This window comes from Azospirillum sp. TSO22-1 (assembly GCF_003116015.1).
Classification (GTDB): Bacteria; Pseudomonadota; Alphaproteobacteria; order Azospirillales; family Azospirillaceae; genus Azospirillum.
Window position 1 is genome coordinate 1 of record NZ_LGQZ01000244.1, and the last position, 1794, is coordinate 1794.

Annotated in this window: 1 protein-coding gene; it reads right to left on the reverse strand. The window is 77.6% G+C overall.

Features of this window, described 5'->3' with window-relative positions; translation table 11 throughout:
* The coding region (locus tag TSO221_RS34690; RefSeq protein WP_282187873.1) for a calcium-binding protein at positions 1–1794 on the reverse strand (1794 nt) is incomplete at both ends.

A 1794-nucleotide genomic window follows, 5' to 3' on the forward strand; every position in this document is an offset into this window, starting at 1 on the left:
GCGTGTCGCCATAGGCGGAGCCGGAGAGAGCCTCGATGCCGGTCAGCACGTCGCCCTCGGCGTCGCCGCCCCGGCCGGTGCCGGCGGCCAGATCGACCGCCACCGCCGCGGACCCGTCGTACAGCGCCGTGTCGAAGCCGGCGCCGCCGGACAGCGTATCGGCTCCCGCGTCGCCGCTCAGCGTGTCGTCGCCGCCGCCGCCGGACAGCCGGTCGTCGCCGGCGCCGCCCGAAAGGCGCACCGCCGCGCCGCCCGCGGTGTAGACCGTGTCCGCCCCGGCGTTCCCGTAGACGATCTCGACGCTGGCCGAGCCGGCGTCCAGCGTGATGCCGTCCGTCGTCGCGATCCGCACCGTGTCAGTGCCGGCGCCGCCCTCGATGGTGTAGGAGGGCCCGATCTCCCGGTCGATGACGAACGTGTCGTCGCCGCCGCCGCCGCCGAGGGTGACGCCCAAATCGTCTTCGTCGGTGACGGTCGTCCACGTCGCCGCCGTCGAGGAGCCCACCGCGGCTGAAACCGTGGCAGAGGAACCGGTGGCGGATGGAACGGTGTCGGAGGGGGCCTCGTCCGCCGCATCGGCGATCGGGGCCGCGGGCCCGCCTTCCTCCGGTGCCGACAGCTCGGCGACCGCCTCGGCGGCGCCGGGCTGCGCGGGAACGGCCCCCGCCGCCATTACGTCGGCCACCAGCACCGGCACGGCCTCCGCGACGTCGCCCGGAAGGGGCGGGGCGGGGGCGGCCGGATCGGCCGGCGCCGTGGCGTCGGCCATGCGGCGGGCGGCGGTCCGCGCCGCCTCGGCCAGCGCCTCGGCACTCACCACGTCGGCGAGGTCGACGCCCTCGCGCACGGACGGCGCGCCGGGCTCGGGCAGCGGGAGCGACGCGCCGGCCGCGGCGGCGCTCACCGTCAGGCCGAGGCCGACCAGCGTCAGCATCTCCGCCACCCGCTCGGCGGCCGCGCGTGCCGCGGCGTCGGCGGCGCGCTGGCGGCGGAGCGAGGTTTCGTCCTGGTCCTCCGCGTCCTCATCGTCCGCGCCGGACTCGTCCTCGTCCTCCTCCGCCACGCCGAACCGCGCCGCCTCCTCGGCGAGCAGCGCCTGCACCACGGCGGAGCGCGCCGCCACCTCGTCGGCCGCCACCGCGGCGCCGTACACCGCCGCACGCTCGACGGGCGCCGCGCTCTCCGCCGGCGCCGCGCCCGGATCCGCCACGCCGAAGAACGACGGCCGCTCCGGCGCGTCCACGGTGTCGGACGGTGCCTCCACCGGCTCCGCCGCGCCGAAGCGGGTGGGGGCGGCGGCGATGTCGGGCGCCGACGGCGGCCGGACCGGCGCCGGCGCCCCGGCCGGCTGCGCGCCGAGGTTCAGCAGCGCCCCCTGCTCCCCGCTCAGCCCGCCGAGCGCCGCCACCGCGGCGGCGCTCGCCGCGTGCAGCGCGTCGGCGCCGTTCGGGTGCTCGGCCGCGGTGACCACCCGCTCCCCAGCGTCCACCGCGGTGGCGACGAACTGCCCGATACCCAGTTCCTCCGGCGCCAACGTCGTGCCGTCGGCGAAGCGCAGCGCCTCGATCCGGTTGTTGTCCTTGAAGAAGTCGCGCACCGTCAGCCGGTCGGCCAACTGCTCGAACGGCGCGTCCGCCGCCGCCGGGTCGCGCAGCCCGACCAGCAGGTTGTCGCCCTGGCGCAGCAGGACCACGTCGTCCCGCGTGATGCCGGGACCGAACTCCAGCACGTCGTGGCCGGCGTCGCGGTCCTCGGTCACCACGTGCGGCCCGCCGATGGTGACGAAGGTCTGGT